At 69.5% G+C, this 17,340-nt stretch carries 15 protein-coding genes; 10 read left to right on the top strand and 5 right to left on the bottom strand.

The features are described 5' to 3' along the window. Window positions 1–54 precede the first annotated feature (54 nt). Genes K2F47_RS08665 through K2F47_RS08645 form a run of 5 tightly spaced genes read left to right on the top strand, consistent with a single transcriptional unit; the run spans window position 55 to window position 9,026 of the window. Window positions 55–1,668: a carboxyl transferase domain-containing protein gene (locus K2F47_RS08665; protein ID WP_242902232.1), complete on the top strand. Its 1,614-nt coding sequence runs from the start codon at window positions 55–57 to the stop codon at window positions 1,666–1,668. A 32-nt stretch (window positions 1,669–1,700) separates the two neighbouring features. Next, window positions 1,701–3,653 (top strand): acetyl/propionyl/methylcrotonyl-CoA carboxylase subunit alpha, encoded by a 1,953-nt coding sequence (locus tag K2F47_RS08660; protein WP_242902615.1) that lies wholly within the window; start codon window positions 1,701–1,703, stop codon window positions 3,651–3,653. Next, complete coding sequence (locus K2F47_RS08655) at window positions 3,650–4,582, top strand: hydroxymethylglutaryl-CoA lyase (protein ID WP_242902231.1); 933 nt, start codon at window positions 3,650–3,652, stop codon at window positions 4,580–4,582. The genes K2F47_RS08660 and K2F47_RS08655 overlap by 4 nt, the downstream gene beginning before the upstream one ends. Continuing rightward, window positions 4,579–5,727 carry an acyl-CoA dehydrogenase family protein gene (locus tag K2F47_RS08650; protein ID WP_242902230.1) on the top strand — a complete coding sequence of 383 codons (1,149 nt, stop codon included), beginning with the start codon at window positions 4,579–4,581 and terminating at the stop codon, window positions 5,725–5,727. The genes K2F47_RS08655 and K2F47_RS08650 overlap by 4 nt, the downstream gene beginning before the upstream one ends. Before the next feature lie 44 nt (window positions 5,728–5,771). Next, the gene (locus K2F47_RS08645; RefSeq protein ID WP_242902229.1) at window positions 5,772–9,026 is read left to right on the top strand and encodes an NACHT domain-containing protein; all 3,255 of its coding nucleotides are present in this window, start codon (window positions 5,772–5,774) and stop codon (window positions 9,024–9,026) included. A 9-nt stretch (window positions 9,027–9,035) separates the two neighbouring features. Here the strand turns inward: K2F47_RS08645 and K2F47_RS08640 are convergent, their stop codons facing one another. Then, window positions 9,036–9,371 (bottom strand): MmcQ/YjbR family DNA-binding protein, encoded by a 336-nt coding sequence (locus K2F47_RS08640; protein ID WP_242902228.1) that lies wholly within the window; start codon window positions 9,369–9,371, stop codon window positions 9,036–9,038. Window positions 9,372–9,424: 53 nt separating this feature from the next. On the opposite strand from K2F47_RS08640, the gene K2F47_RS08635 reads away from it, so the two are divergent. Then, window positions 9,425–9,958, top strand: a complete 534-nt coding sequence (locus K2F47_RS08635; protein ID WP_242902227.1) for an Imm21 family immunity protein — start codon at window positions 9,425–9,427, stop codon at window positions 9,956–9,958. A gap of 115 nt (window positions 9,959–10,073) precedes the next feature. Then, window positions 10,074–10,895, top strand: a complete 822-nt coding sequence (locus tag K2F47_RS08630; protein ID WP_242902226.1) for an SAM-dependent methyltransferase — start codon at window positions 10,074–10,076, stop codon at window positions 10,893–10,895. Between the two features lie 21 nt (window positions 10,896–10,916). Here the strand turns inward: K2F47_RS08630 and K2F47_RS08625 are convergent, their stop codons facing one another. The 4 genes from K2F47_RS08625 to K2F47_RS08610 all read right to left on the bottom strand — a co-directional run bounded on the left by K2F47_RS08625 (window position 10,917) and on the right by K2F47_RS08610 (window position 12,932). Continuing rightward, window positions 10,917–11,141 (bottom strand): hypothetical protein, encoded by a 225-nt coding sequence (locus K2F47_RS08625; RefSeq protein WP_242902225.1) that lies wholly within the window; start codon window positions 11,139–11,141, stop codon window positions 10,917–10,919. A gap of 64 nt (window positions 11,142–11,205) precedes the next feature. After that, complete coding sequence (locus tag K2F47_RS08620; protein ID WP_242902224.1) at window positions 11,206–11,688, bottom strand: carboxymuconolactone decarboxylase family protein; 483 nt, start codon at window positions 11,686–11,688, stop codon at window positions 11,206–11,208. A 117-nt stretch (window positions 11,689–11,805) separates the two neighbouring features. After that, window positions 11,806–12,087: a DUF397 domain-containing protein gene (locus K2F47_RS08615; RefSeq protein ID WP_308198383.1), complete on the bottom strand. Its 282-nt coding sequence runs from the start codon at window positions 12,085–12,087 to the stop codon at window positions 11,806–11,808. After that, window positions 12,084–12,932 (bottom strand): helix-turn-helix domain-containing protein, encoded by an 849-nt coding sequence (locus tag K2F47_RS08610; protein WP_242902223.1) that lies wholly within the window; start codon window positions 12,930–12,932, stop codon window positions 12,084–12,086. The genes K2F47_RS08615 and K2F47_RS08610 overlap by 4 nt, the downstream gene beginning before the upstream one ends. A gap of 186 nt (window positions 12,933–13,118) precedes the next feature. Between K2F47_RS08610 and K2F47_RS08605 the strand changes: the two genes are divergently transcribed. The 3 genes from K2F47_RS08605 to K2F47_RS08595 all read left to right on the top strand — a co-directional run bounded on the left by K2F47_RS08605 (window position 13,119) and on the right by K2F47_RS08595 (window position 17,130). Continuing rightward, on the top strand, window positions 13,119–13,517 hold the full coding sequence (locus tag K2F47_RS08605; RefSeq protein ID WP_242902222.1) for an ATP-binding protein: 399 nt from the start codon (window positions 13,119–13,121) through the stop codon (window positions 13,515–13,517). Between the two features lie 171 nt (window positions 13,518–13,688). Then, window positions 13,689–15,359 carry an asparagine synthetase B family protein gene (locus K2F47_RS08600; protein ID WP_242902221.1) on the top strand — a complete coding sequence of 557 codons (1,671 nt, stop codon included), beginning with the start codon at window positions 13,689–13,691 and terminating at the stop codon, window positions 15,357–15,359. A gap of 235 nt (window positions 15,360–15,594) precedes the next feature. Continuing rightward, window positions 15,595–17,130 (top strand): DHA2 family efflux MFS transporter permease subunit, encoded by a 1,536-nt coding sequence (locus K2F47_RS08595; RefSeq protein ID WP_242902220.1) that lies wholly within the window; start codon window positions 15,595–15,597, stop codon window positions 17,128–17,130. Window positions 17,131–17,340: the final 210 nt, after the last annotated feature.

Raw genomic sequence — 17,340 nt, 5'->3', positions numbered from 1 at the left:
GTTAATGGGCATTAACATCGGCGTTGTTAACGGACGTTAACCGGGAAGGGGACCATGACCGGACCGGAGATCGGCTCCCGCGCCGACGTCGCGGGAGAGGCGTTCAAGGCCAACGCCGCGCACAACGAGGCGCTGGCCGCCGAGCTGCGCGACCGGGTCGACCGGGCCGGGCGCGGCGGACCCGAGCGGGCCAGGGAGCGGCACCTCGGGCGCGGCAAGCTGCTCCCCCGCGACCGCGTCGACACGCTGCTCGACCCCGGCTCGCCGTTCCTGGAGCTGTCGCCGCTCGCGGCCGACGGCATGTACGACGGCGAGGCCCCCGGCGCCGGGATCATCACCGGGGTCGGACGCGTCGCCGGGCGCGAGTGCGTGATCGTCGCCAACGACGCCACCGTCAAGGGTGGTACGTACTACCCCGTCACGGTGAAGAAGCACCTGCGCGCGCAGGAGGTGGCGCTGCACAACCGGCTGCCGTGCGTCTACCTGGTCGACTCCGGCGGCGCGTTCCTGCCCAGGCAGGACGAGGTCTTCCCCGACCGCGAGCACTTCGGCCGCATCTTCTACAACCAGGCGACGCTGTCGGGGCGCGGCATCCCGCAGATCGCGGCGGTGCTCGGCTCGTGCACGGCGGGCGGCGCCTACGTCCCGGCGATGAGCGACGAGGCCGTGATCGTGCGCGGCCAGGGGACGATCTTCCTGGGCGGCCCGCCGCTGGTGAAGGCCGCGACCGGCGAGGTCGTGACGGCGGAGGAGCTGGGCGGCGGCGAGCTGCACTCCCGCACGTCCGGGGTGACCGACCACCTCGCCGAGGACGACGCGCATGCGCTGCGCATCGTGCGCGACATCGTCGGCACGCTCGGCCCCCGCGAACCGCGCCCCTGGGACGTCGTCCCCTCACAGGACCCGACCGCCGACCCGGCCGAGCTGTACGGGGTCGTCCCGCCCGACCCGCGCACCCCCTACGACGTCCGCGAGGTCATCGCGCGCATCGTGGACGGCAGCCGCTTCCAGGAGTTCAAGAAGGAGTACGGCACGACGCTCGTCACCGGCTTCGCGCGCATCCACGGGCATCCGGTCGGGATCGTCGCGAACAACGGCATCCTGTTCGGCGAGTCCGCGCTGAAGGGCGCGCATTTCATCGAGCTCTGCGACCGGCGCAGCGTCCCGCTGGTGTTCCTCCAGAACATCACCGGCTTCATGGTCGGACGCGAGTACGAGGCGGGCGGCATCGCCAAGCACGGCGCGAAAATGGTCACGGCCGTGTCCTGCGCGCGCGTCCCGAAGTTCACCGTCGTTATAGGCGGCTCGTTCGGCGCGGGCAACTACGCCATGTGCGGGCGCGCGTATGCCCCCCGCTTCCTGTGGATGTGGCCGAACGCGCGAATCTCGGTGATGGGCGGCGAGCAGGCGGCGAGCGTCCTCGCCACCGTCCGCCGCGACCAGATGGAGGCGCGCGGAGAGGAGTGGCCGCAGGACGCCGAGGAGGCGTTCAAGGCGCCGATCCGCGACCAGTACGAGGCGCAGGGCAACCCGTACTACTCGACGGCGCGGCTGTGGGACGACGGGGTCATCGACCCGCGCGACACGCGCCGCGTCCTCGGCCTCGGGCTGTCGGCCGCCGCGAACGCACCGCTGGAGCCGGTCGGCTACGGCGTCTTCCGGATGTGAGGGGGCCCATGTCACTCCGACCCAAGAAGGCGATGTTCGACAGCGTCCTGGTCGCCAACCGGGGCGAGATCGCCGTCCGCGTGTTCCGGACGCTGCGCCGCCTCGGCGTGCGGTCGGTGGCCGTGTACACCGACGCCGACGCGGGCGCTCGGCACGTGCGCGAGGCCGACGAGGCGCTGCGCGTCCCGTCCTACCTGGACGTCGAGGCCGTCGTCAGCGCAGCACAGACCGCAAACGCCCAGGCCGTCCATCCCGGCTACGGATTCCTCGCCGAGAACACCGGATTCGCGCGCGCCTGCGCCGAGGCGGGGCTGGTGTTCGTCGGCCCGCCCGCCGAGGCGATCGACGCGATGGGCGACAAGATCCGCGCGAAGGCGACGGTCGCGGCGGCGGGCGTCCCGGTCGTGCCCGGCAGTTCGCTGAGCGGACTGTCGGACGCGGAGCTGGCGGAGGCGGCCGCGAAGGTCGGGCTGCCGGTGCTGATCAAGCCGTCGGCGGGCGGCGGCGGCAAGGGCATGCGCCTCGTCCGGGACGCGGCGGACCTGCCCGAGGCCATCGCCTCCGCCCGCCGCGAGGCGCGCGGCTCGTTCGGCGACGACACGCTGCTCGTCGAGCGGTTCGTGGAGAACCCCCGGCACATCGAGATCCAGGTGTTCGCGGACGCGCACGGCAACGCGGTCCACCTGGGCGAACGCGAGTGCAGCCTGCAACGCCGGCACCAGAAGATCATCGAGGAGGCGCCGTCGCCGCTGCTGGACGCCGCCGCCCGCGACCGGATGGGCGCCGCCGCCGTCGCCGCCGCGCAGTCCGTCGGCTACGTGGGCGCGGGGACGGTCGAGTACATCGTCTCGGCCGACCGTCCCGACGAGTTCTTCTTCATGGAGATGAACACCCGGCTCCAGGTCGAGCACCCGGTGACCGAGCTGGTCACCGGCCTTGACCTGGTCGAACTCCAGCTGAAGGTCGCGGCCGGGCATCCCCTCCCCCTCGCGCAGGACGACGTCCGCCTCGACGGCCACGCCATCGAGGCCCGCGTCTACGCCGAGGACCCGGCGCGCGGCTTCCTGCCCACCGGCGGCCGCGTCCTCGCCCTGACCGAGCCGGACGCCGCGCGCGTCGACTCCGGCCTCTCCCCGGGGACCGACGTCGGCGGCTCCTACGACCCGATGCTCGCCAAGGTCATCGTGCACGGCGCCGACCGCGCCGAGGCGCTGCGCCGCCTCGACCGCGCGCTGGCCTCCTACACGCTGCTCGGCGTCCAGGCGAACGTCGGATTCCTGCGCGCGCTGCTCGCCCACCCGTCCGTCGTGTCGGGTGATCTCGACACGGGCCTGGTCGAACGCGCGCTGGACGACCTGCTCTCCGGCGCCGCCGTCCCACCCGAGGCGTTCGCCGCCGCCGCGCTGGAACGGATGCTCGCCCTCGAACCGGAAGACCTCGATGACCCGTGGGCGATCCCGGACGGCTGGCGCCCCGGCGCCCACGCCTGGACGCCCTGGATCATCACCCCGTCCGGCGGCGACCCGGTCGAGGTCCGCGTGCAGGGGCGCGCCGCGTCCGCGAAGGTCCGCATCGGCGACGACCCGCCGGTCGACGCCGCCCTGTCGGCCACCCCCTCCGGCCTGGCACTGTCCTACGGCGACCGGACGATCACGTTCGCCGCCGCCCGCGACGGCCGCACGCTGTGGCTCGGCCGCGAGGGACACGCCTGGGCGCTCGCCGAGCACGTCCGCGCCGAGGGCGGCGCCGCGTCCGCCGCGTCCGGCGACGGGGTGCTGCGCAGCCCCATGCCGGGTACGGTCCTCGCCGTCAAGGCCGCCGAGGGCGACCGCGTCGAGGAGGGCCAGCCCCTCGTGGTCGTCGAGGCGATGAAGATGGAGCACACCATCACCGCGCCGCTCGCGGGCGTCGTGGCGAGCCTGCCGGTCCGCGCGGGCGCGCAGGTCGCGCTGGACGCGGTGCTGGCCGTGATCGAGGAGGCATGATGGCGACACCGCTGCCGGGGCTTCCCGAGCGTGTCACGATCTACGAGGTCGGCCCGCGCGACGGGCTCCAGAACGAGGACACGGTCGTCCCCGCCGAGGTCAAGGCCGAGTTCGTGACCCGGCTCGCCGACGCGGGCCTGCGCACGATCGAGACGACGAGCTTCGTCCACCCGAAATGGGTCCCGCAGCTCGCCGACGCGGAGGAGCTGCTCGGCGTCCTGCCGCGCTCCCCCGAGCTGCGCTACCCGGTGCTCGTCCCGAACGAGCGGGGCCTGGACCGGGCGCTCGCCCGCGGCGTCACCGAGATCGCGATCTTCGGCAGCGCCACCGAGACGTTCGCGCGCCGCAACCTCAACCGCACCGTGGACGAGTCGCTCGCCATGTTCGCACCCGTCGTGGAACGCGCGCGCGCCCAGGGCCTCTGGGTGCGCGCCTACGTGTCGATGGTGTGCGGGGACCCGTGGGAGGGCGACGTCCCGGTCGAGCAGGTCGTGTCCGTCGCGTCCCGCATGATGGACATGGGCTGCTCCCAGCTCAGCCTCGGCGACACCATCGGCGTCGGCACCCCCGGCCGGGTCACCGCCCTGATCCAGGCGATCACGGACGCGGGCATCGGCACCGACCGACTCGCCGTCCACTTCCACGACACCTACGGGCAGGCGCTCGCCAACACCCTCGCCGCCCTCCAGGCCGGAGTCACCGTCGTGGACGCGTCCGCGGGCGGCCTGGGCGGCTGCCCCTACGCCGAGAGCGCCACCGGCAACCTCGCCACCGAGGACCTCGTCTGGATGCTGGACGGACTCGGCGTCCAAACCGGCGTCGACCTCCGCAAGCTCGTCTCGACCAGCCAGTGGATGGCCGGGCACCTCGGCCGCCCGAGCCCGTCCCGCGTCGTCCAGGCCCTCTCTCCCGGATCGGAGCAATCATGATCGACTTCAAGCTGACCGACGAGCAGGAAGAGCTGCGCCGCACGGTCGAGCGGTTCGCGCGCGAGACCGTCGCGCCGGTGATCGGCGACCTGTACGAGCAGGGCGAGTTCCCGTACGAGATCGTCGCGGCGATGGGCAAGATGGGCCTGTTCGGGCTGCCGTTCCCCGAGGAGCACGGCGGCATGGGCGGCGACTACTTCGCGCTGTGCCTGGCCCTGGAGGAGCTGGCGCGCGTCGACTCGTCCGTGGCGGTGACGCTGGAGGCCGGGGTCTCGCTCGGCGCGATGCCGATCTACCGGTTCGGCACGGACGAGCAGAAGGCCCGCTGGCTGCCCATGCTCACCTCCGGCGAGAAGCTCGCCGGGTTCGGGCTGACCGAGCCGGGCGGCGGCTCCGACGTGCCCGGCGGCATGCGCACCACCGCCCACCTGGACGGCGACACGTGGGTGATCAACGGCTCCAAGTCGTTCATCACCAACTCCGGCACCGATATCACCGCGTTCGTCACCGTCACCGCCTACACCGGCGAGGGCGAGATCTCCACGATCATCGTCCCGAACGGCACGCCGGGCTTCACCGTCGGACGCAAGTACTCCAAGGTCGGCTGGTCGTCCTCCGACACCCGCGAGCTGTCCTTCGACAACGTCCGCGTCCCGGCCGAGAACCTCGTCGGCGAACGCGGCCGGGGCTACGCGCAGTTCCTTCGTACCTTGGACGAGGGGCGCATCGCGATCGCCGCCCTGTCCGTCGGCCTCGCCCAGGGCTGCGTGGACGAGTGCCTGCGCTACGTCCGCGAGCGCGAGGCGTTCGGCAAGCAGATCGGCCACTACCAGGCCATCCAGTTCAAGGTCGCGGACATGGAGGTCCGCGCCCACACCGCCCGCCTCGCCTACTACGCGGCGGCGGCGAGGCTGCTCGCCGGTCAGCCGTTCAAGAAGGAGGCGTCGATCGCCAAGCTCGTCTCCTCCAACGCGGCCATGGACAACGCGCGCGACGCCACCCAGATCTTCGGCGGCTACGGCTTCATGAACGAATACGCGGTCGGCCGCTTCTACCGCGACGCGAAGATCTTGGAAGTCGGCGAGGGGACGTCGGAGGTGCAGCGGATGCTCATCGCCCGAGCGCTCGGACTTCCTCCCTCCTGACGGTTCGTCCCGCCATACTTGGATTTCCAAGGCATGGGGGTGCGATGTCGGTCGAGGTGGCCGCGTTACGGATCGGCGGTTCGGTAGCCCAGGTCGCGGCGGGACGCTGGATGGCGTCCCGCTCGTCCCGGGACGCGGCGGGCAAGGACCTGGTCGAACTGATCAAGACCGGCTTCCCGGACGAGATCAAACGGCGCCGCGTCCACCGGCAGTTCGAGGGCATCGCGGACGCGGTCGCCGAACGCTTGATGACCTTCGCAGACCACGAGTTCCCGGGCCTCACCGATGGCGACCGCGCGGCGGCACTCCACGAGGTCACCCGCACAATCGAAGCGGCGGACCTCTCCGACGAGGCATTCTTCGCCGCCGACGCCGACCCGGTCAAACTCGCCCGCTCGTTGAGGTCGCGACTCTCCAGCCGGGAAGCCGAACTCGAACTGGGCGAGGCGGGGGCGAGGCTCTACGAGATCGTCTTGGACGAATGCTGCGACTGTCTCGCGCGCATTCTCATCCACCTGCCCCAATTCGGGGCCCGCGCGTCCGTCGAGACCCTCGAACGACTCACCGGGTTGTCCGACCAGATCGGCGCCGTCCTGTCCCGGCTGCCCGTCCGGTCACTCACGGCTCCTGAAGGCGAGACGGACGACCAGGAGTTCACCCGCCGCTACCTCGCCTCCATCAGTGAGAACCTCGACACGCTTGAGCTGTTCGGCGTCCGGTTTGAGCGATTTGCCCGCCCGCAGACCACCCTCAGCGTCGCCTACATCAGCCTGAACGTCTCCGACGACTCCGCCCCGCGCCGACCGCGCCGCCCTCAGGCGGTGCCCGTCAGCGAATGGCGCGAGGACAGCGGCATGGGGAGCGTCCGGGTCGAGCAGGCGCTCGGCGAGAACGAGCTGATGCTCGTGCGCGGCGAGGCGGGCGGGGGCAAGAGCACGCTACTGCGCTGGCTCGCCGTCACCGCCGCGCGCGGCGCGTTCACCGGCCCCCTCACCGGCTGGAACGGCTCGGTGCCGTTCGTCATCAAGCTCCGCAGCCACGCAGGCGGCCCGCTCCCACGCCCCGAGGAGTTCCTCGACCACGTCGCGGGCAACCTCGCCGGGATCATGCCGCGCGGCTGGGTGCACCGCCGCCTGCTGTCGGGCCGCGCCGTCCTCCTCGTGGACGGCGTGGACGAGGTCGCCGACGCGCGGCGCCAGGCCGTCCGGGTGTGGCTCCGGAACCTCCTCGGGGCGTTCCGCGGCATCCGGGTCGTCGTGACGTCCCGTCCGGCCGCCGCCGGCTCCGACTGGCTCCGCGCGGAGGGGTTCGCGACCGCCTTCCTGGAGCAGCTCGGACCGTCCGACGTGCGCGCGCTCGTCCAGCACTGGCACGGCGCCGTCCGCGACTGCGCCGATCTTCCCTGCGACCCCGAACGGCTCCCGGGCTATGAGGCCCGTTTGCTGGGACGTTTGGAAGCGGCCCCCCACCTGCGGACACTCGCCTCCAACCCGCTTCTCGCCGCGATGCTGTGCGCGCTCAACCTGGACCGCGAGAGCCTCCCCCGCAACCGCATGGCCCTCTACGCCGCCACGCTCGACATGCTGCTCGAAACCCGCGACGCCAAACGCGGCATTCCGAGCCCGCTCGAGCGCGACCAGAAGGTGCGCATCCTCCAGGACCTCGCCTGGCACCTTTCGCACAGCGGACGCGTGGAGCTCTCCAAGTGGACGGTCGAAAAACTCATCGCCGATCGGCTGGCGTCGATGCCGCAGATCCGGCTCTCCGCCGGAAGCGTCCTGGAACTGCTGCTCCAGCGCAGCGGTGTGATCCGTGAACCGGTGCCGGGACGCATCGACTTCGTCCACCGGACCGTTCAGGAATACCTCGCCGCGAAACAGGCCGCCGACCTCGGCGACATGGACCTGCTCATCTACAACGCGCACCTGGACGCCTGGCGGGAAACGGTCCTCATGGCCGCCGGTCACGCGAACGAGCCGCTCCGGCGCGAGCTGATCAGCGGAATTCTGACCCGCGCCGCCGCGAAACCCCGCCATGCCCGCGCGCTCCGGCTGGTGGCGGTGTCCTGCCTGGAAACGCTTCCGTCCGTCCCCGACGATCTGCGCGCCGACCTCGACCGCTGCCTGGACGCTTTGTCACCGCCGCGTAGCGTCGCGGCGGCCCGCTCCCTCGCCACGGTCGGCGAACCGGCCCTGGCCCGGCTTCCGGAGACCCTTACCGGCGTGTCCATGGCCGCCGCGAAGGCCGCGATCCACCTGGCCCGCTTGGTCAACGGCCCCGCAGCGCTCGACGTCCTCTCGCGCTACGGCAACGACCCGAGATACCCGTTGCAGTACGAACTCACCAAAGCGTGGGAATACTTCGACCCGGAGGAATACGCCACCAGGGTCTTGGCCGCTGCTCCGGCAGATACGGAACGCCGAGTCCGCTACTCTCCGAGCAGATTAGGAGCCCTGCGCCTTCTGCCGCCCCTGCTCCTACTGAGTGTTTACACACGCGAACCGGTAGATTTCTCCTACCTCGGTGCCCACGCACAATCCATCGAGGATCTCAACCATTATTCCGATGCCAGGGCCCCCGCGCCGACGCGCATCCCGGACCTCCCCCGCCTGCGCAGGCTTTCCTTGGGGCAACCCGGTCTCAACACCCTTCGCTTTCTGGACGATCTGCCGGAACTCAAGATGATCTGGCTGACGAGATGCGAAGACCTCATCGACTTCAGCCCCATGAAACGGCATCAGGGCCTGGAGACTCTCATGCTCTTCAACAGTTACCACCTGACCGACGTGGACATGCTGCCTCCGCTCGGCGGGCTCACCTCTTTGGGCTTGAGCGGATCCCCCCTCAATTGCGGGCTCGCGGACGTCGTGTCCCAGACGCCGCTACTTCGCCATTTGATCATCGAGGAATGCGACCTGGAGATCAATCTGCACTCCCTGACCCCCCTCCCCCTCACCGACCTCCGCCTTGAACTGAAGGGCCTGAAATCCGATATCGGTGCGCTCGCCTCCCTCAAGGGCCTTACCTTCCTCGAACTCTGCGGTACGGCCGTCCACGACCTGAGCCCACTCGCCGAACTGAGGAACCTTGAAAACCTCCGGTTGACGGAATGCCCCAACGTTACGGACGTGTCCTGCCTGAGCGGGCTGCCCAGGCTTCGACACCTCAGCCTGCGTGGCGTCAGTCCCGGTATCGACCTGGGTCCGCTCGCGGCAAACCGCAAGCTGCGCGTGGAGAAACCCATAACCCAAGAGGTACGCGGCGGAGCGGCCTTTGGACGCCGCTGGACGATTTGGTGACAGGGGCCGCTACGTCAGCGTTTTCGCGAGGCGTTTGGGGGCTGAGAGGCGCCAGGCTTCGGTGACGAGGTCCCGCAGTTCTTCCGGATCGACCGTGGCCAGGGTGACTTCGAGCCAGGCGAAGCGCCCGCCGCTGGCCCAGGACGGCGTGAAGGTCTCCGGGGCCTCGGCGATGAGGGCGGCCTGTTCTTCGCGGGTGGCCTTGAGGAGGACGGTCCCCTCGGGCTCGTTGAGGTAGCAGAAGCCCTTGTCTCGGACCCGGAAGCCCGTCATCCCACCGAACGCGTCGCGCTCGGTCACTTCTGGAAGCGCGAGCACGGCCTTCAGGAACTCCTCAACGTTCATGTGGCGAGGTCTACCAGGCGGGTCGGACGGTTTCGGGGGCTAGCCTGCCGAGTGTGGACGACGAGTACACGAGAACGTGGGTCGAGTCGTTGGGCGGCCCGCTGGTGGCGTTGCCCCAATCCGTTCTGCCGCTCTGGCATACAGACCCGGCGGGGCAGGACGTCAACGATCCGTCCGAGTGGGGCGACTACGGGCGGGCCTGCAAGGTGGACGACTCGCTCGGCGTCCTGGACGTGGGCGACGCGCAGGCGCTCGTCCTGGGCGACGTGCCGGATTCGACCACGTTCCTGCCGGAGCTGTCGGTGTTCGTCCGATGGGAGTGGGCGCCGTCGGAGGGCGCCCTGCTGGGTGGGGTGGAAGCCGCCCTTGACACGGCGGAGTGGGAGACCGAGGTCCGCTGGACGGTCCCCGGCCCGGTCGTCCTGTTCGACTCGGTCTGGCCCGGTAGCACGCTGCTGGAGCAGCAGCCGGAGAACCACCTGCTCATCGATCTTGCTCCGGGCACATTTCGGGTCAGCTTCGCCTCCGTTGAGACAGGACCGGAAACCCGGGTCGGTATCGTCCGGCTACTCTCCGACAAGCCATGAAAGCCCGGAAGCGGCCAGTTCGGGACATAGATCACTGTGCGGCGACGTTGACCGTAAGATGGCTTGTCTCGCTAGTGTGTGACGCGTAACACCGCGCAGATTTTTGGGAGTCACCGTGCCGGATAGTCCAGACCACGGCCCGCCCTCGGTCGACCTCAGGACCGATGTGGCGCACTCGGCCCGGGTCTACGACTATCTGCTAGGCGGCAAGGACAACTACAAAGCCGACCGGGCCGCCGCCGAGGACGTCATCAAGGTCGCCCCCTACATGCGCACGTCCGTCCGGGCGAACCGCAATTTCATGGTGCGGGTGGCTCGCTATCTGGCGGCCGAGCGGGGCGTCCGGCAGTTCCTCGACATCGGGACGGGGCTTCCGACTTCGCCGAACCTCCACGAGGTCGTGCAGAAGGTCGATCCGTCCTGCCGGGTGGTCTACGTCGACAACGACCCGATCGTGCTCGTGCACGCGCGGGCCCTGCTCACCAGCACGCCCGAGGGACAGTCCCGCTACATCGACGCCGACGTGAGCGACCCGCAGAGCATTCTCGCGGCCCCGGAAGTTCAGGAGACGCTCGATCTGAGCCAGCCTGTGGGGCTGTGCCTCATCGCCGTCCTGCATTTCCTTCACGACGAGGCGCAGGCGCACGGCATCGTCGAGAACCTGCTGGAACCGCTGCCGTCCGGCAGTTTCCTCGCCCTCTCCACGATTGCCATCGACAGCGCCCCCAAGCAGGTCAGCACCGCCATCAAGGAGTACAACGCGCGCGGCATCCACTCCAAGGCGCGCACGAAGGCCGATATCGAGGGCTTCTTTAAGGGGCTGGAGCTGATCGAGCCCGGTGTCACTCCCGTCCACCACTGGCGTCCGGACGACGAGGCCCGCAAGATCGACGACTCCCAGGTCTCCATGTACGGCGGCCTCGCCATCAAGCCCTGAGGGAACCGACCGACACCCCAGTCACGACCCCAGGCGTTGCGCGGCGCCGTCCAAAGGCCTGCCGTCAGCCAACCGGTCGAACTGCCCAGGCACCTTGGCGGCCATCGCGTGCCGGGCGATGGAACCGATTCTCGTGCCGGTGATGTCGAGGACATACCCGCCAGTCAGTTCACCGAGCGAGCGGTCGTGGTGGACACGCTCGATCGCTCCTGGAAAGCAGTACACGCGGTGGTCGCCAGCCCTCATCTCGTGAGATGAGGGCTGGCGGGGTCAGTTGGCCATGTTGGCGAACTGGACGCGGGAGGGGTGGTCAGCCGATCGTGCCGGGCTCGAAGTCGCCGCCGCGCTGGCCGACGATGACCGACATGCGGTTGGTGGCATTGATCAGGGCGATGAGCATCACCAGGTCCGACAGCTGGTCCTCGTCGTAGTGCCGGGCGGCGTCCGCCCACGCCTGATCGGTGACACCACTGGCCGCGTCGGCGATGCGGGTGCCCTGCTCGGCCACCTCCAGCGCGGCGCGTTCGGCGTCGGTGAACACGGTGGACTCCCGCCAAGCGGCGACCTGGTTGATGCGGACGGCACTCTCCCCAGCGTGCGCCGCGTTCTTGCTCCACACGTCGGTGGCGTAGCCGTCCCCGTTGATCTGGCTGGCGCGCAGCACCACCAGCCTCTGCACCGCAGCCGGCAGCGTTGACTCCTGCAAAATCGTCTTGCTCGCTGCACCGAAGTGTCCGGCGGCCTTGGCGGCGGTCGCGGTCGGGTTACTGAACAGGGCCAAACGAACAGTCATCGTGCGCTCCTTGGTGGTGTAGCGAGTCGCACAACAGATGCACACGGGTCGATCCCTGTGACGACCCGACCATGTGACCTACACCACCAAGCCCGGCACCGCCGTCTCTTCGTCCGCTCAGCGGGAGGGGCCGAGGTCGTGCACGCCTTCCTTGATGTCGCCCAAGAGGGACGTCCACGCCCCCGGCACGATGGACAGCATCGGCCCGTCCGGGTCCTTGGAATCCCGCATCGCCACCAGCCGATCGGCCAGCGGCGCCACCTCGACACACTGGCCTTCGCTACCGCTGCTGTAGCTGCTCGTCCGCCACGCGGCGGCTACTTCAACGCACTCCTGACCGGCACTCCCACTGTGACTGCTCTTGCGCCACGGCGAATAGAACAACTCCTGCATGCTCATGTCTCCGACAATATACGTTCGATCAACGCGCGGGAGTCGGATGGCGAAAGAGCCGCTTCCCTCAAACGATCAAAGACCAGGTGGTGGCGGCTCACGTCTTCGGCTTCTTCCAGATACCAGCCGGTGGTCAGGTTCTCGACCAGGACCACAGACAAGTCCCTGGTAGTCAAGGTCGAGAAGGAACCGTTGATACCGCCGTGGCCGCCAACCAAAAAGGGAAGGAGCTGTAGAGTCACGTTTGGCATCTGTGAGCGCTCTATCAACTGGGTGAGCTGGGCTTTCATCACCTCACGACTACCAAAGCGCTGACGCAGCGCAGCCTCGCTCGCGATAGCACGAAAGCGTGGCGGTTTCTCCCGAAACAAGATTTGCTGGCGCCGCATGCGCACTTCGGTAAGGCCATCGACATCAGGATCGAAGCCCTGATCGAAACAGCATTCGATGACCGCACGCGTGTACGCGTCAGTCTGAAGGAGCCCGGGCAGTAGGTGGAGCTGGAAACTCTCGATAGACAGGGCCTCGGCCTCCAAAGAGATGTAGTCCAGCATCGAAGGCGAGATCTTGCCCTCGTAGCGGAGCCACCAGCCCTGCTTAGTGCCGTTGCGGGCGAGATCGAACAGGGCCTCTCGCTCCTCGGGGTCGGTGTATTGATACCGGTCGAGCATGTTCTCCAGGGCGGGGCGGCGGATGCCGCGCTTGCCGGTTTCGAGCTTGCTCAGGGAGGACGGGGTGCGGTTCAGCACCCGGGCGGCCTGCTGGAGGGTGAGGCCGCGCTCCTCGCGGATGGCGCGAAGGCGCTGGCCGAGCTTGCGGCTTCGCATGGTCGGGCGCTGCGCGTTCTCCATGGAGTAATCATGCACGGACAATGCGTGACCGGTGGCGATTTCAGCCAGGTCGGCAAAAGTGCCTCAGTCAAAAGTGACTCGGTCAAGGGTGCCGGGGGATCTGGGGCCGAGGGCGGCGAACGTCTCCCGTGACATTGCGTGGGCGGCTCATTCTTTCGGCGACGGCGACTGGAAGGAGTGAGGCCGATGACCGTGCCGACTCTGAGGTTCGACACGCTCGTCCTGCCCGGCGCGGACCGGGCGGTGGGACGCGCGCGGCGGTGGCTGCGGGGGCTGCTGGGCGAGCATCCCGCGCTCAGCGACGCCACGCTGTGCATGAGCGAACTGGTCACGAACGCCGTGCGCTATACCGAGTCCGGGCGGGAGGGGCATGTCCGGGTGGAGGTGAGCCACTCGGAGCGGATCGTGTGCATGGAGGTCGTCGACGACGGCGGTGCGGAGACCGTTCCCCACCTGGCGGTCGTGGACGGGCTGGGGGCGTGCGGGCGCGGTCTGATCATCGTGGAGTACGTGTCCGACCGGTGGGGGGTCGGGCGGCGGGGCGCGGGGCACGCGGTGTGGTTCGAGATGTCCCGGGATGGTTGACGCGAAATGACGTCCGGTCCCGGCCAGCCGGAACGTCCGAGCGTCAAACACCGCTGTCAATGCGGGGATAACCCCTATTTCGCGGCCGAATGTGGAAAATCCACTTCTGTCGCGTCCAGTGCGGAAAAGCTAGGCTTCGACTGCTTCCCGCCATTACCACCGGGATGGTCCATGCGCACTTCCTCGCGACTGCTGGCGGTTTCGGCCGCGTCCGGCCAAACGGCGCCCGTACCGGACGAGGCGGTGACGGATCTGGGCCCGGCCGGAACCACCGCTCTCGTCCTGCGACCGCACGACCACACGTTCGCCATCCAGGACGCATCGACGCTACGCGAGCGGATCCTCACCGGAAAGGGATTGGCGGATCTGGCCGCGCCTTTCGCCGGTGCCGCCGCAGAGAACGGCACCGTGCGGGTGGCGTCCGACTGGCTCGGCATGCGGCAGCTCTACGGCGTCCGAGGGGACGGATGGGCGGCGGCGGGGACGTCCGCACGGGAACTGGCCCGGTTCGCCGGGCGCGGCCCGGACCTTGAGGCCCTCGGCGTCTACCGCCTTGTCGGCCATTTCCTGGACCAGGACACCGCGTTCGACGGCGTGCGCACGCTCCGCGCCGGGCACGGCTGGACGCTCGCGGACGGTCGGCTGACCGAAACGGAGATCGATCCGGGCGACTTCCGTACCGGACACGCGCCGCGTGTCGAGGAGGCGGTGCGGGAGCTGGCCGACTTGTTGCGCGCGACCATGCGGCAGTGCCTGGACGAGCACCCTGACGCGATCCTGCAACTGTCCGGCGGGTTGGACACGCGTCTCGTGCTGGCGGCGATCCCGCCGTCCCGCCGCGCCGGGCTCCAGACGCTGACGCTGAGCGCCGAGGACAGCGGCGACGCCGCCACGGCCGCGATGCTCGCCGAGCGGTACCGGATGCGGCACGAGGTGATCGACACCTCCGGGATCCAGCGGCTGGAGCCCCCGGAGGTGCACCGCCTGGTCCTGGACGCGGCGCGCCGCCGCGAGCAGGTCCTCAACCCGCTGCACCTGAGCCTGCTGGAGTGGGTCGAGGGGCAGACGGGGGACGCGCCGCGCATCAGCGGTCTCGGTGGCGAGCTGGCGCGCGGGATGTACTACGCGATGCAGCGCGAGCGTCCCCGCGTCACGCCCAAGCTGGTCGACCGGCTGGCGAGGTGGCGCATCTTCAGCCTGGACCCGGTCGATTCCGCATGCCTGGACCCGGAGTTCGCGCGTGAATCCGAAGCCGCGGCCATACGCCGCCTGCGCGACATCTTCACCGGCATAGGCGGGGACTGGCTGTCCGCCACGGACACCTACTACTACCGGCAGCGCTACCACCGTGCCGTCGGCGCGGTCATCACGAGCTCGTGCACGGAGCACACCTGCCTGAACCCGCTGCTGCACCCGCGTTTCGTCGCGATCGCCGAGGCGTTGCCGCCGGACGTCAAGCGCGGCTCCCGGTTCAACGCGCGGCTGGTCGCGGCGCTCGACCCCGAACTGGCCGCGCTGCCGATGGACACGGGGGTGCGGCCGTCCGCGCTCATGGCGCCGCGTCCGCTCACGCTGGTGCGGACGGCTCGGGACCAGGGGACGAAGGTCGTCCACAAGACACGTCAGAGGTTGTCGCGGCGCGGTGACTCCGCCACGGCCACCTCCGCGCTGGCGCGCGCGCTCGTGACGCACTGGCGGTCCGAGCCGGGCCTGCTGGAGCCGGTCGCCGCGACCGGGCTGATCGACCGGCGGTGGCTCGACCGGCTCCTGTCGGGCACCGACGTCCCGGCCCCGGCGACGACCGGTTTCCTCGCCCTCCTCGAGGCGGCGTTCACCGTCTGACCTGCGGCGACGTGTCGGGTGCGTCACACCCGCTTGACCTCGTCCATGGTTGAGGTCTGACGCTGGTGCCCGGGGTGACAGCGAAATGTCAGCCCCCGACGGAATACTCCAGCAGGCGGCACGGTTTAATCGTTCGCGAAAGTGTCAGTCTCTGCAGTATTTTGCTGCGGCATCCCCCGACAACGACCCCCGGCCCCGGCATGCCCTGCCCGGGACCTTGACGATTGGAAGTGAGTTGACCGCTCCCGCGTCCCCCAAGGCGGCGGACGGCCCGGTGGAGGCCCCGGCCTCCGGTGGAGGTCTCGACCGCGGCGTGCTCGCGGCGGCCATGGTCGTCGTCCTCGGCGCGATCATGTCCATCCTGGACGTGACCGTCGTCAACGTCGCCATCAACGATCTCGCCCGGGAGTTCGAGACTCCCCTGTCCACGATCCAGTGGGTCGCCACCGGCTACACCCTGGCCCTGGCCACCGTGATCCCCATCACCGGATGGGCGTCCGCCCGGTTCGGCACCAAGCGCCTCTACATGATCTCGATCGCGCTGTTCGTGATCGGCTCGATGCTGGCGGGCTCGGCGTGGTCGGCGGAGTCGCTGATCGCCTTCCGCGTCCTCCAGGGCCTCGGCGGCGGCATGATCATGCCCGCGGGCATGACGATCCTCGCCCAGGCGGCCGGGCCGCAGCGCATCGGCCAGGTCATGAGCGTCGTCGGTATCCCGATGCTGCTCGGCCCGATCCTCGGCCCGATCCTCGGCGGCTACCTCGTCGATGACGTGTCGTGGCGCTGGATCTTCTTCATCAACCTGCCGATCGGCGTCGTGGCGCTGCTGATGGCCGCCAAGATCCTCAAGCGTGACAAGCCGCAGCGGACCGAGCGGCTGGACATCATCGGACTCCTCCTGCTCTCCCCCGGCCTCGCCTCGCTGATCTACGGCCTGGCCAAGGGCGCCGAGCTGAAGGACTTCCTGAAGCCCGAGTCGGCGATCTACACCGCGGTCGGCGCGGTGCTGGTCATCGGGTTCGTCGCCCGCGCGCTGACCGCCCGCAGCCCCCTGATCGACCTGCGGCTGCTCAAGCGCCCCTCGGTCGCCGCCGCGTCCGGCACGATGGTGCTGTTCATGGCCGCGTTCATGGGCGCGATGCTGCTGCTGCCGCTGTACTACCAGACCGTCCGCCAGCAGGGCGCGCTGCACTCCGGCCTGCTGATGGCCCCGCAGGGCCTCGGCGCGATGATCACGATGCCGATCGGCGGCAAGCTGACCGACCGCATCGGCCCCGGACGCGTCGTGCTGGTCGGCATGGTCATCGTCGTCGCGTCGATGGCGGGCTTCGCCTCCGTCCTGGAGGCCGACACGTCCTACTGGGTGCTCGGCTCGGTCCTGTTCGTGACGGGCCTCGGCATGGGCATGACGATGATGCCCACCATGGCGGCCGCGATCCAGACGCTCGCCCACGACGAGGTGCCGCGCGCGAGCACGATGCTGAACATCATCCAGCAGGTGTCGGCCTCGCTCGGCACGGCGATGATCTCGGTGCTGCTCGCCAACCGCCTCGCCTCCAACCTCGGCGCCTCCGGCGGCGGCGAGATCGGCTCGACGGAGAAGATCCCTGCCGCGGTCATGGACAAGATCGCCAAGCCGATGGCGGACGCGTTCCAGCACACCTACTGGTACGCGGCGGGCCTGCTGATCTTCGCCTTCCTCCCGGCCCTGCTGCTGCCGCGCAAGAAGCCGGACACCCCGTCCGCCGACGCCCCCATGCCCATCCACTAGCCCAACCCGAAAACCGTGCGCCCGCCGCGCGAGAACCGAATACACCACGGCCCTGTAACTCCCAGAGTTACAGGGCCGCGTCATTCCCCCACTCTTGCTCAACTGCGGCACACCTCTCTCTCAGGGCCGCGCAACGCCAAAGCCAACAGGAATGCGGCCCCTGAGACGACGCGCCGGTAGGCCGCTTCACGCAGAACGCCGCGACGCCGT

It is taken from the genome of Actinomadura terrae, from assembly GCF_022751215.1.
Taxonomy (GTDB): Bacteria; Actinomycetota; Actinomycetes; order Streptosporangiales; family Streptosporangiaceae; genus Spirillospora; species Spirillospora terrae.
Note: the sequence above shows the minus strand (reverse complement) of the source record. Positions and strands in the feature narration are given on the sequence as shown.

What these genes read in the sequence shown, in the direction of transcription:
- K2F47_RS08645 (WP_242902229.1), top strand. Translation starts at nt 5,772, where the DNA reads ATGTCGGTCGAGGTGGCCGCGTTACGGATCGGCGGTTCGGTAGCCCAG.
- K2F47_RS08660 (WP_242902615.1), top strand. Translation starts at nt 1,701, where the DNA reads ATGTTCGACAGCGTCCTGGTCGCCAACCGGGGCGAGATCGCCGTCCGC.
- K2F47_RS08615 (WP_308198383.1), bottom strand. Translation starts at nt 12,087, where the DNA reads ATGAGCATGCAGGAGTTGTTCTATTCGCCGTGGCGCAAGAGCAGTCAC.
- K2F47_RS08625 (WP_242902225.1), bottom strand. Translation starts at nt 11,141, where the DNA reads ATGAGGGCTGGCGACCACCGCGTGTACTGCTTTCCAGGAGCGATCGAG.
- K2F47_RS08650 (WP_242902230.1), top strand. Translation starts at nt 4,579, where the DNA reads ATGATCGACTTCAAGCTGACCGACGAGCAGGAAGAGCTGCGCCGCACG.
- K2F47_RS08600 (WP_242902221.1), top strand. Translation starts at nt 13,689, where the DNA reads ATGCGCACTTCCTCGCGACTGCTGGCGGTTTCGGCCGCGTCCGGCCAA.
- K2F47_RS08620 (WP_242902224.1), bottom strand. Translation starts at nt 11,688, where the DNA reads ATGACTGTTCGTTTGGCCCTGTTCAGTAACCCGACCGCGACCGCCGCC.
- K2F47_RS08610 (WP_242902223.1), bottom strand. Translation starts at nt 12,932, where the DNA reads ATGGAGAACGCGCAGCGCCCGACCATGCGAAGCCGCAAGCTCGGCCAG.
- K2F47_RS08665 (WP_242902232.1), top strand. Translation starts at nt 55, where the DNA reads ATGACCGGACCGGAGATCGGCTCCCGCGCCGACGTCGCGGGAGAGGCG.
- K2F47_RS08605 (WP_242902222.1), top strand. Translation starts at nt 13,119, where the DNA reads ATGACCGTGCCGACTCTGAGGTTCGACACGCTCGTCCTGCCCGGCGCG.
- K2F47_RS08640 (WP_242902228.1), bottom strand. Translation starts at nt 9,371, where the DNA reads ATGAACGTTGAGGAGTTCCTGAAGGCCGTGCTCGCGCTTCCAGAAGTG.
- K2F47_RS08655 (WP_242902231.1), top strand. Translation starts at nt 3,650, where the DNA reads ATGATGGCGACACCGCTGCCGGGGCTTCCCGAGCGTGTCACGATCTAC.